Annotated in this window: 14 protein-coding genes; 4 read left to right on the forward strand and 10 right to left on the reverse strand. The window is 65.0% G+C overall.

All coding sequences use genetic code 11. The features are described from left to right. Positions 1-2: 2 nt before the first annotated feature. Positions 3-1307, reverse strand: coding sequence for an FtsX-like permease family protein (locus FS507_RS03685; RefSeq protein ID WP_145941476.1), 1305 nt, complete (start codon positions 1305-1307; stop codon positions 3-5). Continuing rightward, on the reverse strand, positions 1307-1777 hold the full coding sequence (locus FS507_RS03690; protein WP_440130335.1) for an ATP-binding cassette domain-containing protein: 471 nt from the start codon (positions 1775-1777) through the stop codon (positions 1307-1309). The genes FS507_RS03685 and FS507_RS03690 overlap by 1 nt, the downstream gene beginning before the upstream one ends. A gap of 249 nt (positions 1778-2026) precedes the next feature. On the opposite strand from FS507_RS03690, the gene FS507_RS03695 reads away from it, so the two are divergent. Together FS507_RS03695 and FS507_RS03700 are read left to right on the forward strand one after the other, a co-directional pair. Then, entirely contained in the window at positions 2027-3271 is a 1245-nt protein-coding gene (locus FS507_RS03695) for a sensor histidine kinase (RefSeq protein WP_145941477.1), read from the forward strand. Then, positions 3268-3915 carry a response regulator transcription factor gene (locus FS507_RS03700; RefSeq protein ID WP_145941478.1) on the forward strand — a complete coding sequence of 216 codons (648 nt, stop codon included), beginning with the start codon at positions 3268-3270 and terminating at the stop codon, positions 3913-3915. Before FS507_RS03695 ends, FS507_RS03700 begins: the two co-directional genes overlap by 4 nt. Positions 3916-3950: 35 nt before the next feature. Here FS507_RS03700 and FS507_RS03705 read toward each other — a convergent pair whose 3' ends face one another. After that, on the reverse strand, positions 3951-5000 hold the full coding sequence (locus FS507_RS03705; protein ID WP_145941479.1) for a 3-isopropylmalate dehydrogenase: 1050 nt from the start codon (positions 4998-5000) through the stop codon (positions 3951-3953). Positions 5001-5151: 151 nt separating this feature from the next. Between FS507_RS03705 and FS507_RS03710 the strand changes: the two genes are divergently transcribed. Next, complete coding sequence (locus FS507_RS03710) at positions 5152-6462, forward strand: glycosyltransferase 87 family protein (RefSeq protein WP_186314540.1); 1311 nt, start codon at positions 5152-5154, stop codon at positions 6460-6462. Positions 6463-6468: 6 nt separating this feature from the next. Here the strand turns inward: FS507_RS03710 and FS507_RS03715 are convergent, their stop codons facing one another. From FS507_RS03715 to serA, 3 genes are all read right to left on the reverse strand, one after another. Beyond that, positions 6469-7689, reverse strand: a complete 1221-nt coding sequence (locus FS507_RS03715; protein ID WP_145941481.1) for an MFS transporter — start codon at positions 7687-7689, stop codon at positions 6469-6471. Then, complete coding sequence (locus FS507_RS03720; RefSeq protein ID WP_145941482.1) at positions 7686-8222, reverse strand: MarR family winged helix-turn-helix transcriptional regulator; 537 nt, start codon at positions 8220-8222, stop codon at positions 7686-7688. The genes FS507_RS03715 and FS507_RS03720 overlap by 4 nt, the downstream gene beginning before the upstream one ends. A gap of 170 nt (positions 8223-8392) precedes the next feature. Continuing rightward, the gene (serA, locus tag FS507_RS03725) at positions 8393-9988 is read right to left on the reverse strand and encodes a phosphoglycerate dehydrogenase (protein WP_145941483.1); all 1596 of its coding nucleotides are present in this window, start codon (positions 9986-9988) and stop codon (positions 8393-8395) included. Between the two features lie 277 nt (positions 9989-10265). Between serA and FS507_RS03730 the strand changes: the two genes are divergently transcribed. Then, on the forward strand, positions 10266-11630 hold the full coding sequence (locus tag FS507_RS03730) for a CitMHS family transporter (RefSeq protein WP_145941634.1): 1365 nt from the start codon (positions 10266-10268) through the stop codon (positions 11628-11630). A gap of 3 nt (positions 11631-11633) precedes the next feature. Here the strand turns inward: FS507_RS03730 and FS507_RS03735 are convergent, their stop codons facing one another. The 4 genes from FS507_RS03735 to FS507_RS03750 all read right to left on the reverse strand — a co-directional run bounded on the left by FS507_RS03735 (position 11634) and on the right by FS507_RS03750 (position 16532). Continuing rightward, the gene (locus FS507_RS03735) at positions 11634-12578 is read right to left on the reverse strand and encodes a cation diffusion facilitator family transporter (protein WP_145941484.1); all 945 of its coding nucleotides are present in this window, start codon (positions 12576-12578) and stop codon (positions 11634-11636) included. 437 nt (positions 12579-13015) lie between these two features. Then, positions 13016-14029, reverse strand: a complete 1014-nt coding sequence (gene ilvC / locus FS507_RS03740; RefSeq protein WP_145941485.1) for a ketol-acid reductoisomerase — start codon at positions 14027-14029, stop codon at positions 13016-13018. Between the two features lie 137 nt (positions 14030-14166). Next, a complete protein-coding gene (ilvN, locus tag FS507_RS03745; RefSeq protein WP_038547880.1) occupies positions 14167-14673 on the reverse strand; it encodes an acetolactate synthase small subunit in 507 nt (168 codons plus the stop codon). Then, complete coding sequence (locus tag FS507_RS03750) at positions 14673-16532, reverse strand: acetolactate synthase large subunit (protein ID WP_145941486.1); 1860 nt, start codon at positions 16530-16532, stop codon at positions 14673-14675. Before FS507_RS03750 ends, ilvN begins: the two co-directional genes overlap by 1 nt. Positions 16533-16601 lie beyond the last annotated feature (69 nt).

Below are 16601 nucleotides of genomic sequence, written 5' to 3' on the forward strand. Positions count from 1 at the left end.
GCTCAGACGACTACGGGAGTTGTCTCCACCCCTCTTCCGGGTGATGTCGGTCGCGCCAGGAATGACACGCCGGAGATAAGGAGCCACATTACCCCGGCTACGACTCCGAAAGGTACCCACAGGATATCTGTCCACCAGCCCGGTGGCCATGGTTCACCTCTGCACACCGCATTCGCCACGGCGATGCCGGGGACGGTGACGGCCAGTGTCAGCATCCCCGCGGTAACCACCACCACGAGAGAATCCCACCCGATCACCTCGAGAAGATGCCGTCTTCCCCCACCTGCACGAACCAGGACGCGGGCATCGGCCCTCATCGTCGGTGTCAGCACCAGGATCGACGCGATTCCGGCAGTCAACGGTGGAATGACGGCCGGTGCCAGCATCGGCACGAGGAGTTCCGCCCCCGTCAGCTCTGCCCCGTCGGCCCGCACCACGACCATCATCGGTGACCCGATGCCGACGATCAGGCCCGCGAGAAGGAACCACGGCAGCACCTGGGCGTTCGTGAAGGCCGAGCGAATCCGCGCGCCTCCTGCGGACACTCTCGCGGATGGTCCGAAGATGTGGAGCAGTCTCGTCCAGGGCAGCAGCGCCAGCACCAGCCAGCCTGTCACCGGAACGACAGTCAGCAGTACGATCACCTGGACGCCGAGCACCGCACCATCTTCGTGGATTTCACCGGAGGTGAGAATCATGACCAATACAACCGTCATCATGAGGCTCCAGCCGGTGGCGAGGATTCCAGGCCGGGCCGTGGGGGCGACTGCCGTCCGTAGTGCGGCGACCGGACGCACCCGGGACACCGCCAACACTTTTCCCAGGCTGCCCAGGACGACAGCACCCGCGCAGACGGCGACGGCGATGACGATGACATCGAGTCCGACCTCCGGGTCGCCGAGCGGGGCTCCCTGAGCCGCGAAGTAGTCCGCGGCCCACGGGACCAGTGGAAAGGCCAGCAGCGCTCCCGGCACCACCGCAATCACCGTGACTGTGAGGACCTGGGTCATCACGACGGTGAACGCAGCGGCACCTGACATTCCCACCAGCTTCCACCGGGCATAGGCGCGTCGACGCTCATTCACCACGAGGCCGGTGATGGACGTGGTCGCGCTGACCGTCCCGACCAGCGCAAGGCCGAGAAGTGTACCCCCGACCTCCGCGGCCCCTTGATCACCGTCAATGAGGAAGGCCAACGAATACGCCGTAGCCGCTCCCGCAGCCGTCAACGTGACCGCCACAGCGAACCAGGAGTACCGGGTGGCACGGATGTCGGACCACGCAGTCGTCAGGATGGCACCCAGCATCAGGACCTGACCCGGGTCGCCGGACCGTTGACGACGTCGACCGTGCGGTCGGCAATCCGTAGGTTTTCCCGCTGATGTGACACCATCACGACAGTCGCGCCGGAGTCTGCCACAGCACGCAGACTCTGCAGCACCACCGAGGTACTTACCGGGTCAAGCGCGGCCGTGGGCTCATCAGCGAAGACATAGGGAACCTCCGCAATCAGTACCCTGGCCACTGCCACCCTCTGCTGTTGGCCTCCCGACAACTGGTGGGGAAGGTGCCGCTGCAAACCGTCGATGCCGAGCGTGCCGAAGACGGTGTCCACGTCCTTCTTCCGCACCCTTTTCCCGACAAGGCGTCGCGTGAGCAGCGCGTTGTCACGGGCGTTTATGGAGTCCAGCAGATTGAAATCCTGGAAGATGAAGCTCCGTGTCCGTCTTCCGGGAGAGGTAACCCCGCCGGATGTGGGTCGTTCCAACCCTGCCATCATATTCAACAGCGTGGTCTTCCCGGCACCCGACGAGAGCTGTGACCTCGCCGGCTCTCGCTGTGACCGACAGTCGGTCGATGACGGTCCGGGACCCGAAACGTTTGGTCAACTCAGTGCACGTTATGTGATTCTCCATGGTCACCCATCCCAGCCTTTCCGGCACGGCTCACCCATGGCCCAGGCCCCCGGGAAAAGGTGGAGTCAGCTCTACCGCAGGGTGTCCGGGACACGCGTTACAGTCGAGGGGTGACCACGACGCCCACGACAGCCGACCCACCGCGACAGTTCTGGCCGGGCGGTTTCAGCATTCGTCCCTGGAGGTTTCTGGTCGGCCAACCTGTGTGGAGGGCATTCGGGTGGACCCTGTGTCTGGCGGTAGTCTTCATCCCGGCACTTGTGGCGACGGTGATCCTTCTCCCCTGGCTGCCGCTGAGCGCCAGGGTGGCGGACCTGGCCGGACGGCTCGCCGCCCGGTGGATGAAGGTAGAGGTACCGCCACGGCGGGCGAACCGCTGGTTCGACTGGCCGCAGGCTATGGAGTTGCTTGCGCAGTTACTGCTCGCATTCGCAGCCTTCGCCCTGGTGGTCACGCTCGGCACCGTCACGGTCTTCCTCGCGATGATTCCGTTCTTCTACCGCAACTCGGTCGGAGGAGTACTTTCGTTCGGCTTCTGGGAGACAGGCTGGGCACCTGCGGTTTTCGCTGTGTGCTGGATCCTGGCCGTCTGCGGTGCCCTGCTGCTTCTCTATGTCTCCTGGCTGATCACCGGCTGCTCTGTCGCGTCCGCTGTCCTGTCCAACACCACTGCGTCGGAAGAAGTTACTGAGCTGGCCCGCTCCCGCGCGGTCCTGGCTGTTGCATTCACCGGTGAGCGTCACCGGATCGAACGGGAACTCCATGACGGCCCGCAACAGTACCTGACGGCACTGCAACTCAACGTCGCCACCGTCGAACTGACGGCAAGAAACGGTGGAGACATCAGCGGCGAGTTGGAGAACATCAAGGTCAACGCCAGGCGGGCGCTCGATGCACTCCGGACGACGGTGCGGGGAATCTATCCGCAGGTTCTGGCTGACAGGGGTCTGCATGAAGCGCTGCAGGAACTCATCGCTCACTCCGGCGTCGACGGAGAGGTCATCGATCTGCGGGACACCCCGACCGACCATCTCACGGACACCTCCGCCCTCCTGCTCTACCACTGCTCCGCCGAGGGGATGACGAATGCGGTACGGCACGCGCATGCCGACGCTCTCCGGATCACGCTGAAGAACGAGCGGGGTTCTACGGTACTCACCCTCGACGACAACGGCGTCGGACTCGGTGGCGACGTTTCCCCGTCCCGCGCCGGAGACACCGGAGGTACCGGTGGTACAGGCGGTACCGGTCTGGCAGGTCTCAGGGAAAGGGCTGCCGCCCTCGGAGGAACCGTGACACTCGTACCGTCCCCTGCGGACACCTGGACAACCCGACTGGAGATGACACTGCCATGAACATCCTGCTCGCTGAAGACACCTCCCTGCTCCGGGAAGGCCTGGCCGGCCTGCTTCGTGCCGCCGGACACGAGGTTACTGCCGTGGCAGACGCCGAAGCCCTGATCACCGAGGCCCGTGGCGGGCGGCCCGACCTCATCGTCAGTGACGTCCGGATGCCGCCGACGATGTCGGACGACGGGCTCGCCGCCGTCCACCTGCTCCGCGAAGAGTTGACGGAGTCCGGGGAGATGCTCCCGGCGGTGATGCTCTCGCAGTACGTTGCAGCCGCGTACCTCGATGACCTGCTGGACCACGGAGGCTTCGGTTACCTGCTCAAGGAACGCGTCGCTGACGTCAATGACTTCCTCACGGCGATCGCGAGCGTCGCCGAAGGTGGCACCGTCGTCGATCCGGAGGTGGTCAAGGCGCTGGTGAGTGCGCGACACAGCGGGATCGAGGATCTCACGGACCGTGAACGTGAGGTCCTCGAGCACATGGCCGCCGGGGACTCGAACACACAGATCGGCGCGAGACTCTTCCTCTCCGCCGGTGCGGTCAGCAAACACGTCGCCAACGTCTTCATGAAGCTCGGCATGGCACCGTCGGACGAGAACCGCCGGGTCCGTGCCGTCCTGACGTGGCTACGGCACTCCGGGCGCTGACCCCGGCCGGTTCCTCCGCAGCCGCGTCGGCGGGACTACCTGACCGCGGCTGCCACCCGGTCGCCCACGTCGACCGTGCGCACCGGGGAGCCGTCACGCGAGCCCGCCTCCGCGAGGACGGCGGCCTCGATCGCATCGGCCTGGGTGTTCCGCAGTTCCGCGTTCTCACCCTCGTCCCCGGCCAGGTGCCGTAGGAGAAGTGCGACCGACAGAATCGCCGCACAGGGATCCGCGATACCCTGCCCTGCGATGTCCGGCGCGGAACCGTGCACCGGCTCGAACATCGACGGACTCCGTCGCGACGGGTCGATGTTTCCGGAGGCAGCCAGACCGATACCACCGGTGACCGCACCCGCCAGATCGGTGAGGATGTCGCCGAAGAGGTTGTCGGTGACGATGACGTCGAAACGCCCCGGATCGGTGACCATGTAGATCGTGGCGGCGTCGATGTGGCAGTAGTCGACCGTCACGTCCGGGAACTCCGCACCCACGGTCTCCACCGCACGGGCCCACAGACCCCCGGCGTTGACCAGGACATTCGTCTTGTGGACCAGGGTCAGTCTGCGCGACCGCTCCTGAGCCCTGCCGAAGGCGTCCCGCACGACCCGCTCCACCCCGTACCAGGTGTTCTGGCTGACTTCACTGGCCACCTCGTGGTCGGTTCCCACCCGCAGCGTGCCCCCGTTACCGCAGTACAACCCCTCCGTTCCTTCCCGGACAACCACGAAGTCGATCTCACCGGGATCCGTCAGCGGGGACGATGACCCCGGGTAGAGCTTGGCCGGACGCAGGTTGACCGCATGGTCGAGCGTGAAGCGCAGCGGCAGCAGCAGCCCGCGCTCCAGCACCCCGGCAGGAACCGTGCGCGGATCCCCGATGGCCCCGAGGAGGATCGCATCGTGTTCGCGCAGCGAGGCGAGGTCCGCGTCCGTGAGCAATTCACCGTTACGGAGGTAACGGCGGGCCCCGAGGTCGAAGTCCGTGACCTCGACGGTTTCATCACCGGTTACCGCCTCAAGGACCTTGAGTGCCTCGGCAGTGACTTCGGTGCCGATTCCGTCTCCGGCAATGACCGCGAGTTTCATTCTGTGGACCCTTTCTCGCTGCTTTGTCTCACATCGTTGGAAATTCTCGGCCAGAATACCACGCCACCGGTCCGGTCTTACGCCTCTCCCGGAGGCCGTGGCGCTACACTCTACTTTCACCCCAAGAAACTTCTCCCGGAAGGCTCCGGCCTTGACAACTTCCTCTGGTACTTCTGTCGTCGCTCCTCCGACCGCCCAGGACTCAACCCCCGTTCCCGCCCGGCGGCTCGGCGGACGGACCGTGCTGACTCTCGCGCTGATCGCGGTGGTCGCCCTCGTGGCCTACCGTGAGACACGCCCGGTGGTCTTCGGACGTGCGTTGGACCTCTACAAGGTGCCGACCGACTTCATGGTCTACTTCCGTGCCGGTGAAGCTCTCGCCCACCACGGCAACATCTACGACGGCGCGTTGTACGGTCCACTCCCGTTCACCTATCCCCCGTTCGCCGGCACGCTCTTCCGTGGCCTCGCCGTCGCACCCGCTGAGATGGCCGCGACGTTCTGGCAGCTCGCGTGTGTCGGCGCGCTGGTCTGTGTCATTCTCGGCACGCTGGTCCGTCGCGGGTACCGGCTTGACGCCGGAACGGTGGCACTGGGGGCGGCCGCAGCGCTCGCCGCGCTCGCGTTGTCGCCGGTCAGGGACAGCTTCTTCTACGGCCAGATCAACATGCTGCTGATGCTGCTGGTCTCCCTGGATTTCCTCCGCACCCGGGACCGTCTCACCGGGATCGGGGTCGGGATTGCCGCAGGATTGAAGCTGACCCCCGCGTTCTTCATCCTCGTCTTCCTGATGCAGCGGCGGTGGCGGGACGCCGTCACCGCGTCCGTCACATTCGTCGTCACCGTGGCCATCGGGCTCGTCACCGTCCCGGACGCCATGCGTTTCTGGACATCCGCGATTTTCGATTCCACCCGGATCGGCAGTGACACCATCTCCGCGTCCCAGTCCCTGAAAGGCTTCACCGAGCGGACGTTCGACGGAAGCTCACTCGGCACTGTCGTATGGCTGATCGCCTGCGCTGTCGTGGTCGTCCTGTTGTACACCGCCGTCCGATGGGCGACACGGCACGACAACCAGCCGTTGGTCATGGCGTTGGGCGGAATCACCGCGTGTCTCGTCTCACCGTTCTCCTGGCACCATCACTGGGTCTGGCTCGTCCCCCTGGTGGTGTGCCTCGTGGATCTGGGCGTACGGTCCGCGCCGTCCTCGCCCGGTAACCCCGTACGTTCGTGGTTCTCCGTCCAGGTCACGACGGCCGTGGCTCTTCTGGTGGTCTACGTGGCGATGATCCCCTTCGTCAGCCACCAGATCTCCGTGCACTGGTCATTCATCGGCCAACAGCACATGTCCGCCCCCCTGAACAGCATGTGGGTGCTCTGGGGGTTCCTCATCGTGGCGGCGTTCGCCACAGTGAGCCTCGTCGAACGGCGACGATCCCCCGCCCCCGACACCACGGACTGACCCCGGTCAGACCGCCTCCGGACCATGCGCTTCGACGTGGTTCCTGGAAGCCAGCATCACGATGACGGCGACAACGGCAACCACGGCGGCGACGTAGTACGGTACCGAGACGCCGACCCCCTCACCCAGCTTGGTGGCGGTGAAGGGGGCGATGACTCCTCCCATCCACCGGACGAAGTTGTAACCTGCCGACGCCACCGGCTGCGGGGCGTCCGACACACTCATGGCCATTTCGGTGTACATCGTGTTGTTGATGCCCAGCAGCGCACCGGAGATGACCACGAGTGCCACCACGACCGGGGTGGTGTCGTGGAACGCTCCGAGAAGCACGTAGATCAGCAGCAGTCCGACCAACGTGGCCATGGTGGTGTTCGCCGCACCGATACGGTTCTGGATGAGCGGGGCGATGAACACGGAGAACACTGCCAGGCAGCAACCCCACCCGAAGAACACCGCGCCGATGCCGATCTCGCCGAAGCCCAGGATGAACGGCGTGTAGGCCAGCACCGTGAAGAATCCGAAGTTGTAGAACAGGGCGGAGAACGAGACACCGAAGAGACCACGGTGCTTGAGTGCCTTCAGGGGTGCCGTGAGACTGGTCTTCTGTGCCGGCGGCGGCGTCGCCGGCAGCTTGAACAGCAGGACCACCAGGGCAATGAGCATCAGTGCGGCCGTACCGAAGAACGGACCCCTCCAGTTCAGTGAACCGAGTGCCGCCCCCAGCAGCGGCCCGGCTGCCATACCGAGTCCGAGCGCCGCCTCATAGAGGATGATCGCGACGGCCCGCCCGCCACTGGCAACCGACACGATCACGGCCAGCGCCGTGGCCACGAAGAGAGCGTTGCCCAGGCCCCACCCGGCACGGTAACCGACGAGTTCGCCGACGCTGTTCGAGGTACCGGCGAGTCCGGCGAAGATGACGATGAGGGCGAGTCCGGACAGCAGCGTCTTCTTGCCGCCGATACGGCTGGAGACGGCGCCGGTGACCAGCATCATCACCGCGGTAACCGCGAAATAGCTGGTGAACAGCAGGGAGACCTCTGACGCCCCCGCGTCGAGGTTCTCTGCGATGGCAGGGAGAATCGGGTCAACAAGCCCGATGCCCATGAAGGCGAAGACGCACGCCAGGGCGGTGGCCCACACCGCGACAGGCTGTCGCATCATTGACGTCTTCTCTGACTCGAGTGTCGCGCCGTTGAGCGTGGCCTCCTGGGTGTCCTGTCTCATTCGCGGTCGTGCCTTTCCTTGTCTCTCGGAGTGTCGTTCTTCGTCGTGTCTTCACTGACCCGGCGGATGTACGCGCTGGCGAACGTCGTCAGCGGTTCCAGTGCGTCGGCAATGCGTCGCCGCCCGTCTTCGTCGAGCAGGTCGAAATGTTCGGACAGCGCCCTGTTGCGCAGGTCGTTGTCCCGCGTCTTCGTGGCCCGTCCCTCGTCGGTGATCTCGACCAGCGTGACCCGGGCGTCCCGGGGACTGCGCACGCGGCGGACGACACCGCTGCGTTCCAGCTTGTCGATCTGCTGGGTCATGCCGGGCTGGGTCATGCCGTTGATGCGGGCGAGAAGACCGATGGAGTGCGGTTCTTCGGTCAGCGTGTTGAGGATGCCCAACTGGGTGAGCGTCAGGCTCCCCCGGTGGTCGAGCAACCGCGCCATGTGCAGCGCTTCCCGCAACGCGTCACGGAATTCGTGGGCAAGCTGGCTGTCCTCGTCCGTCGGGACGTGGGCCGGAGTGTGGTTGGCAGCATTGTTGTCAGTCACGGGATTCAGTGTAAACCATAAGGTAGTTATTCACCCAACCGTCCCCCCGCTTTTTACCCCCGGTGGATTCTGCGCTCAGGTCACGTCTCCCCGCGCATACGTCGATCCCCCGGACCTCTCACGGAAGGTCCGGGGGTGACAGTGGATCCAGACTCGGAATCTGGCCTCGCTCAGCTCAGGTCGAGCAGCACAGCGCGGGAGGCGGACAAGGAATCAGCGATCTGATCCTGCAGCTCCTGCGGAATCTCCTTCTCAACGCGCAGCACCAGCGTGGCCGACCCCTGGTCCGCGTCCTGGGTCAGGGCAGCTGCGTCGATGTTGATGCCGGCGCGCCCGAGGAACGTACCGACTGTGCCCAGCGCACCCGGCTGGTCGGTGTAGTTGAGGAACAGGTTCAGCCCCTGAGCACGCAGGTCCAGACCACGTCCGTTGATGCGGACGATCTTGTCGACGCGCTCGAGCCCCGTCAGCGCACCGATGACCGACACCGACGTGCCGTCACCGGTGACGACAGTGACTTCGAGGACAGAACGGTGCGTCACCGACTCGTCGGCGGTGGTGACCGTGAGATTCACGCCCCGCTCCGAGGCGATCTGCGGAGTGTTGACGAAAGTGACCTGCTCGTCCACCACACCGGAGAAGACCCCCCGCAGGGCGGACAGCCCGAGCGCATCGACGTTCTCCGAGGACAGCTCACCACGTGCCTCGACATTCACGGCGGTGACCGCGTCGTCCAGCAGACCCGACGCAACCTTGCCGAGCTTGGTCGCCAGGCCGAGCCAGAGCGCAACCTCCTCGCTGACCTTGCCGCCGGTGACATTGACGGCGTCAGGCACGAAGTCGCCGGCCAGCGCCTTCAGCACTGAGGCGGCGACATCGGTACCCGCACGGTCCTGGGCCTCGACCGTGGAGGCGCCGAGGTGGGGGGTCACGACGACCTCGTCGAGTTCGAAGAGCGGTGAATCGGTGCAGGGTTCGGACGAGTACACGTCGAAACCGGCGCCCCGGACAGGGCCGTTCGTGATGGCGTCGGCCAATGCCTGTTCATCGACCAGGCCACCGCGGGCGGCATTGATGATGATCTGCCCGTCCTTCGCCTTGGCGAGCAGCTCGGCATTGAACATGCCGGCGGTCTCCTTGGTCTTGGGCAGGTGGATGGTGACGAAATCGGAACGGCCCACAAGCTCGTCGAGCTCGACAAGCTCGACGCCGAGCTGCGCGGCCCGTGCCGGGTTGGCGTAGGGGTCGTAGGCGATGATGTCGGTCTCGAAGGCCGCGAGACGCTGGGCGAAGAGCTGCCCGATGTGGCCGAACCCGACGATGCCCACGGTCTTGCCGAAGATCTCGACACCCTGGAAAGAGGACCGCTTCCACTCGTGCTCACGCAGCGTCCGGTCCGCAGCGGGGATCTGCCGGGCCGTGGACAACAGCAGGGAGATCGCATGCTCGCAGGCGGAATGGATGTTGGACGTCGGAGCGTTGGCGACCATCACACCCTTGGCGGTGGCGGCGTCGATGTCGACGTTGTCCAGTCCCACTCCGGCACGGCCCACGATCTGCAGATTCTGGGCGGCCTCAAGCACCTCCGCATCAACAGTGGTGGCGGAGCGGACCAGGAGTGCGTCAACGTCCTTGACTGCCTCCAGCAGTTCAGGGCGGTTCGGGCCGTCGACCCAACGGACCTCGACGGAGTCCCCCAGTGCGTCCACGGTGGACTGGGCGAGCTTGTCGGCGATGAGAACGACGGGACGGGAATTCTGACTCACGGATACTCCTGACAGATGTGCATGTCCCGACCCCACCGGCACGACCGCGTCGGAGGGGTCAGGGCCCACGCCTGACTCCCCACACCGAAAAAGCCCAGGGGTGACGTGCGACATGGACAGCTTAGTACGTCTTTGCCCGTCACGTTCAGAAACCCCCGGCATCGTGATCACGACTACCGCTAGCAGGCGTTGTGACAGGGGCCATCCCACACTGTCATACTGTGTTGGTTCACCTATCTTTCTTGAGGAGACCCACATGGACTCATTCACTGAAACGATGCAGTCTCCGGGCGGGCTAACAGCCATAGGTCTGGGAATCATCATCGTCACCGTCGGCATCCTGCTGCGCGGCAGGAGCAACCCCACCGTCGTGATGACGCTTGTCCCGGTCGTGGGTGCCCTCATCGCCGGCTACGGCATCAAGAGCCTCGGCGACTTCTACGAAGCCGGGCTCGGTTCGGTGATGAACGTCGTGGTGATGTTCATCTTCGCGATCATCTACTTCGGCATCCTCAGTGATACCGGACTGTTCACCCCGCTGGTCAAGGGTCTGATCATTGCCACCCGCGGTAACGTCGTCCTCGTCGCGCTGGGCACGGCCGCCATCGGCATGGTGGTCCACCTCGACGGCGCCGGTGCCACGACCTTCCTGATCACCATCCCCGCGCTGCTGCCGCTGTACAAGGCGATGCACATGTCGCGCTACGTCCTGCTGGCCATCGTGGCCACCTCGGCGTCGGTGATGAACATGGTGCCCTGGGCGGGACCGATCGGTCGTGCCTCCTCCGTGGTCGACCAGACGCCGGTCGAGCTGTGGCAGCACATCCTCCCACTCCAGGGCATCGCGATTGCCCTGGTCTTCGTGATCGCAGGCCTGCTCGGCGTCAAGGAATCCCGACGCATCGCGAAGCTCCGGAAGACCCCGGAGTTCGTCGGGACCGACGACGTGGACGTCCACAGCCTTGCCGCAGACTTCATCGCCCGCGAGAAGGAGAAGCAGGACGAGATCGGCGCGCAGATGCGCACCGGCAGGTGGGTCACGATCTTCAACATCGTCCTGTCCCTCGCCATGTTGGTTCTGCTGATGTCCGGCTGGATCGAGCCGGGCCCGGTCTTCCTGGTCGGTACCGCGATCGCCCTGGTCGTCAACTTCCCGCTCTCCGGGGAGCAGGCCGAGACCCTGAAGCGGCACGCCCCGAACGCGCTCTCCATGGCCGGTGTCATCCTCGCAGCCGCCATGTTCCTCGGCGTACTGAACGAGTCCGGAATGCTCGAGGAGATCGCCCTCAGCCTGCTTCACATCCTCCCGGACTCGGTGGGATCCCAGTTGCACGTGATCGTCGGGCTCCTCGGCGTCCCGCTCGATCTGCTGACCTCGACCGACGCCTACTACTTCTCGGTGCTCCCGGTCGTCCAGGAGACGGTGGCGTCCTTCGGCGTCTCCGGCAGTGGCGCTGCAGCTTCCCTGATCATCGGTAACATCATCGGCACCTTCGTCAGCCCCTTCTCCCCCGCATTGTGGCTGGCCATCGGCCTGTCCGGCGGCACCATCGGCAAGCACATCAAGTTGACCTTCCCGATCGCCTGGGCCTTCGGCATCGTCATGGTGCTGATCGCGGTGGCTCTGGGGCTCACGGCCTGATCGTCACGGTCGGCAGGTCTCCCCGCACCCGGTGTCACACGCCCGCAGGGTGCCCTGCCGTGCCGATGCCGCTTCCGTCTGGACGGTCACGTGGCCGATCCCCCGGTCCTCGAAGACCTTCTTGACCCCCGTGCGAACGGCCTGCTCGTCGCCGGAGGTCACCACATGAACCGTCGCCATGGACGATTCCCCGTCCACCGACCAGATGTGCAGGTCGTGTGACCCGTACACTCCGTCCGTCGCACTGACCGCCTCCTGCACCTCGACGGGATCCACCCCTGCCGGTACCTGCTCCATCAGCACGGTGCCGGCTTCCTTCATCAGGGACCAGGCCCGGGGGAGGATCATCGCCGCGATGATCAACGAGGCCACCGCATCCACCCAGTACCAGCCGGTGGCCGCGATGACGAGCGCGGCGACGATGACCGCCACCGACCCCAGGAGATCCACCAGGACGTGGAGGTAGGCGCCCTTCATGTTCAGCGACTCACCCGCACTGCGGTGCAGGATAACGGCCGATACGACATTGGCCAGCAACCCGACCACCGCGACAGCGAGCATCATCCCGGTCTGAATCTCCTCCGGCCCCTCCCCCATACGCCGGAACGCCGCAACAGCGATCCAGACCCCGATCACCGCAACCGCCCCGGCGTTGACAGCCGCTGCCAGCACTTCGGCACGTCGGAACCCGTAGGTGGACCGTGCCGTGGCAGGACGCGAACCCACGATCATGGCCAACGCCGCCACCAGTAGACCGCCGGCGTCCGACAGCATGTGCCCGGCGTCGGCGAGCAGCGCCAGGGATCCGGAGACCACGCCGCCGATGACCTGGGCGACGAAGATCGTCGAGGTCATCGCGATGACGATCCAGAGTGCTTTTCCGCGGACCCCGGAGGCGTGACTGTGTCCGTGCCCCGTGTCGTGGCTGTGCGGGTGGTTGTGGCCCATCAGGAACCTCCGTTTTCAGTAACCGTGGTTCCTCACACTAGGACGACATACTTCGCAGGTCAAGGGCTACATTTGGGTACCGTAATCATTATCAGTAAGGAGCGAGGTGTCGACTCGGCAGCATGACCGGCTTCCTGGACGCCACACGGGGACTGCGTGTCCCAGGTGCCGAAATCGGCCACTGCAGCACCTCTGATCCGACCGATTCTGACACCTGGCTCACGCGGTCCGTGAGGGCTCCCCCGGGACACCACCAGTCCGTGGCAGACAAAGACTCTCCAGACCCACAGCCACCGCCCCCGACCGGACAAGCAGACCCCCGGAACTGGAGTTCCGGGGGTCTGCTTCGCGTATGCTCCAGCGCCGTCGAGCGCGGGGTTTCTGCCGGATCACGGCACCTGAAGGTGGTGCCGGGACCCTGTACTTGGCAGGTCAGACTACGCGGTGGCGTCAAGCGGGTTCTTGACCCAGCTCATGAGGTCACGCAACTTGGCACCGGTGGTCTCGATCGGGTGCTTGGCGTAGTCGGCACGCAGCCCTTCGAGCTCCTTGTTGCCGCCCTCGACGTTGGCGATGAGGCGCTTGGTGAAGCTGCCGTCCTGGATATCGGACAGGATGCCCTTCATCCGCTCCTTGGTGTCGGCGTCGATGACGCGCGGCCCGGACAGGTAGCCACCGAACTCAGCGGTGTCGGAGACCGAGTAGTTCATGTTGGCGATACCGCCCTCGAACATCAGGTCCACGATCAGCTTGAGCTCGTGCAGGCACTCGAAGTAGGCCATCTCCGGCTCGTAGCCGGCCTCGGTGAGGACCTCGAAACCGGTCTTGACCAGTTCTTCGGTACCACCACACAGAACGGCCTGCTCGCCGAACAGGTCAGTGACGGTCTCCGCCTCGAAGGTGGTCGGGATGACACCGGCACGGGCACCACCGATAGCTGCAGCGTAGGACAGGGCCAGATCGCGCCCCTCGCCCTTCGGGTCCTGCTCGACGGCGATGAGGCAGGGCACGCCCTTACCGTCGACGAACTGGCGACGGACGAGGTGGCCCGGGCCCTTCGGGGCCGCCATGGCGACGGTGATGTTCTCTGCCGGCTCCACCAGCTTGAAGTGGATGTTGAGCCCGTGACCGAAGAACACGGCGTTGCCGTCCTCCAGGTTCGGTGCAATGTCCTCGGTGTAGACGGTGGCCTGGGTGGTGTCGGGCACCAGCACCATGACGACATCGGCCCACGCCGTGGCGTCAGCGTTGGAGAGGACCTTGAATCCGGCCTCTTCCGCCTTGGCGGCGGACTTGGAGCCCTCGCGCAGGCCGATGACGACCTCGACACCCGAGTCGCGCAGGTTCTGGGCGTGGGCGTGCCCCTGGGAACCGTAGCCGAGCACGGCAACCTTGCGGCCCTGGATGATCGACAGGTCGGCGTCGTCGTCGTAGAAAACGTCAATTGCCATGAGGTACAGCCTTTCGTGGAAAAACGGGGATGAATCGGTTCATGAACCGGATGGAGCGTTCAGTGCCTGCCATCGTATCAGTAACAAGTATCAGAGGGTGAGACAGGGTATCCCACCCCGTGAATGGGCGCAGGCGATCAGAGTTTCGCGGGGTACATCGCTTTCTGCCCGCGGCTGACCGCGGTCACGCTGGACTCGACGAGTTCCCGGATACCGAAGGGTTCCAGGACCTCCAACAGGGCCTTGAGCTTCGTCGGCGTTCCGGTGGCCTCGATGACGACGGACTCCGGGCCCACATCGACAACGTGCGCCCGGAACAGCTTCGCCGACTCGACCACCTGGGTCCGGTTGGAGTTGTCGGCGGAGACCTTCACCAGCATCAGACCCCGGCAGACGATGGAGTCCGGGTCGTGGCGGCTGACCTTGATCACCGGGATCAGCTTGTTGAGCTGCTTGGTGATCTGTTCGATCACGTGGTCCTCCCCCTCCACCTGGATGGTGAAACGGTTGACACCGGCAACCTCGGTCTGACCCGAGGCGATCGAGATAATGCTGAAGGCGCGGCGGGTGAACATCCCGGTGATGCGGGACGCGATGCCGTCGACGTCCTCACACAGGACACTCAGAGTGTGGACTTGAGACATTAGTTCTCCTCGCCTTCCTTGATCATCGTGTGGATCTCATCGGGGTCCTCCGCTGCAGAGCTCTCATCGTCGAACAGCGGACGCAGGTCGCGGACGTACTGGACCTCGTTGTTGGAGGCACCGGCGGAGATCATCGGCCAGACCTGTGCGTCCTCACCGACGATGAAGTCGATGATGACGGGGCGGTCGTTGATCTCACGGGCCTTGGCGATCGTCGCCGCGACGTCGTCCTTCTCAGTGACACGGAAGGCCGCGCATCCCATCGATTCCGCCAGACCGACGAAGTCCGGGAGGTAGTTCTCGCCCGGCTTCAGGTTGGTGTGGGAGTAGTGGCCGTCGAAGAAGAGCGTCTGCCACTGGCGCACCATACCGAGATTGCCGTTGTTGATCAGGGCGATCTTGATCGGCAGCCCCTCGACGGCGCAGGTGACGAGTTCCTGGTTGGTCATCTGGAAGCACCCGTCCCCGTCCACCGCCCACACCTCGGTGTCCGGCGCGGCGGCCTTGGCACCCATGGCCGCAGGGACGGCGTAACCCATGGTCCCCAGGCCACCGGAGTTCAACCAGGTCCGGGGTTTCTCGAACTTCAGGAACTGTGCGGCCCACATCTGGTGCTGACCGACGCCTGCCACGTAGACGGCCTCCGGGCCGGCAGCACCGGTGAGCTGCTCCAGGACGTACTGAGGAGCGAGCTTGCCGTCCTCCGGCTCGTCGTAGCCCGGGGGGAAGTCTTCCTTCAGGCCGTCCAGGTACGTCGTCCAGCGGGACGTGTCCTGCTCCTGCGGTCGAGCTTCGACGGCCTTGCGCAGTGCGACGAGAACCTCGCGGGCGTCCCCGACGATCGGCACGTTCACCTCACGGATCTTGCCGATTTCCGCAGGATCGATGTCCGCGTGGATAACCTTGGCGCCGGGTGCGAAGGAGTCGACGTCACCGGTGACCCGGTCATCGAAACGAGCACCCAGTGCGAGGATGAGATCGGACTTCTGCAGGGCGGCGACAGCCGGAACAGTTCCATGCATGCCGGGCATACCGAGGAACTGCGGATGCGACTCCGGGAACACGCCCAGAGCCATCAGCGTGGTCGTCACCGGCACACCGGTCGCTTCCGCGAAGGCCAGGAGTTCCTTGTGTGCATTGGCCTTGAGGACACCGCCGCCGGCGTAGATGACCGGTCGCTTGGCGTCGGCGATGAGGCGTGCCGCCTCCTCGATCTGACGCGAGTGCGGTGTGGTCACCGGGTGGTAGCCCGGCAACCGGTAGGACGGTGGCCAGACGAAGTCCAGCTCGGCGTTCTGCACGTCCTTGGGGATGTCGACGAGAACGGCCCCCGGGCGTCCCGTGCTGGCCACATGGAAAGCCTCGGCGATCGCCGCGGGGATCTCCTCGGGACGGGTCACCATGAAGCTGTGTTTCGTGATCGGCATCGTGATGCCACGGATGTCCGCCTCCTGGAAACCGTCGGTTCCCAGGAGATTACTGCCGACCTGTCCCGTGATCGCCACGATCGGGACAGAGTCCATGTTGGCGTCGGCGAGGGGGGTGACCAGGTTCGTCGCACCGGGGCCGGAGGTTGCGATGCACACCCCGACTTCGCCCGAGACCTGGGCGTAGCCGGTGGCGGCGTGACCGGCGCCCTGTTCATGGCGCACGAGGATGTGGTTGAGTTTCTCCGACCCGTACAGCGCCTCGTAGAGCGGGAGGACCGCACCACCGGGGAGGCCGAAGACGACGTCGGTGCCCAGTTCCTCGAGGGAACGGACTACCGCCTGGGCGCCATTGATGCGTTCAGGCTTGCGGCTGCGTCCTGAGGCAGCGACTGTCGCAGGACTGGGGTGTGGGCGTGAGGTGTCATTCACCGTCCGTGCACTCCTTTTGGTGGTCATGTGTTGTGGATGTCCGACGTTCGAGGTCTCGCAAGGTGTGGT

It is taken from the genome of Corynebacterium glyciniphilum AJ 3170 (genome assembly GCF_007673095.1).
Classification (GTDB): Bacteria; Actinomycetota; Actinomycetes; order Mycobacteriales; family Mycobacteriaceae; genus Corynebacterium.

Coding starts and splice junctions, on each gene's coding strand:
- FS507_RS03700 (WP_145941478.1), top strand. CDS start 3,268: ATGAACATCCTGCTCGCTGAAGACACCTCCCTGCTCCGGGAAGGCCTG.
- FS507_RS03730 (WP_145941634.1), top strand. CDS start 10,266: ATGCAGTCTCCGGGCGGGCTAACAGCCATAGGTCTGGGAATCATCATC.
- FS507_RS03715 (WP_145941481.1), bottom strand. CDS start 7,689: ATGAGACAGGACACCCAGGAGGCCACGCTCAACGGCGCGACACTCGAG.
- ilvN (WP_038547880.1), bottom strand. CDS start 14,673: ATGTCTCAAGTCCACACTCTGAGTGTCCTGTGTGAGGACGTCGACGGC.
- FS507_RS03685 (WP_145941476.1), bottom strand. CDS start 1,307: ATGCTGGGTGCCATCCTGACGACTGCGTGGTCCGACATCCGTGCCACC.
- ilvC (WP_145941485.1), bottom strand. CDS start 14,029: ATGGCAATTGACGTTTTCTACGACGACGACGCCGACCTGTCGATCATC.
- FS507_RS03690 (WP_440130335.1), bottom strand. CDS start 1,777: ATGGCAGGGTTGGAACGACCCACATCCGGCGGGGTTACCTCTCCCGGA.
- FS507_RS03705 (WP_145941479.1), bottom strand. CDS start 5,000: ATGAAACTCGCGGTCATTGCCGGAGACGGAATCGGCACCGAAGTCACT.
- FS507_RS03735 (WP_145941484.1), bottom strand. CDS start 12,578: ATGGGCCACAACCACCCGCACAGCCACGACACGGGGCACGGACACAGT.